The organism is Salinimicrobium oceani, from assembly GCF_012037645.1.
Map to the genome: position 1 here is coordinate 1 of NZ_JAAVJR010001262.1, position 336 is coordinate 336.

General features: G+C 42.6%; 1 protein-coding gene. It reads right to left on the bottom strand.

The features are described from left to right. A partial coding sequence (locus HC175_RS21745) for an HYR domain-containing protein (protein WP_168139976.1) occupies positions 1-336 on the bottom strand: 336 nt, incomplete at both ends.

Genomic DNA, 336 nt, shown 5'->3' on the forward strand with positions numbered 1-336 from the left:
ATATTGGGAACTTTAACATCGGCGCCTGCCGTAATGACCGGTAATTCGGTATCAGTTACAGTAATATCGACCGATCCCTCTACTATGTTATTTGCTGCATCTTTTACTGTATAGGTAAGGGAAGTAGTTCCTAATTTAAAGACATGAGTGCCTGTTTGTCCGTTTCCTGATCCGGTTGTAGCTCCACTTAAAATCCAGCTGATGGTACTTCCGCTACAATTGTCGCTGAAGCTTGCATCAGGAATGGTGATGGAAGCTGTACACTTACCTGCATCTGTAGTCTGAGCAATAGCATTTCCAAGACTGATTTTTGGAGCTTCTTTATCTTCTACAGCT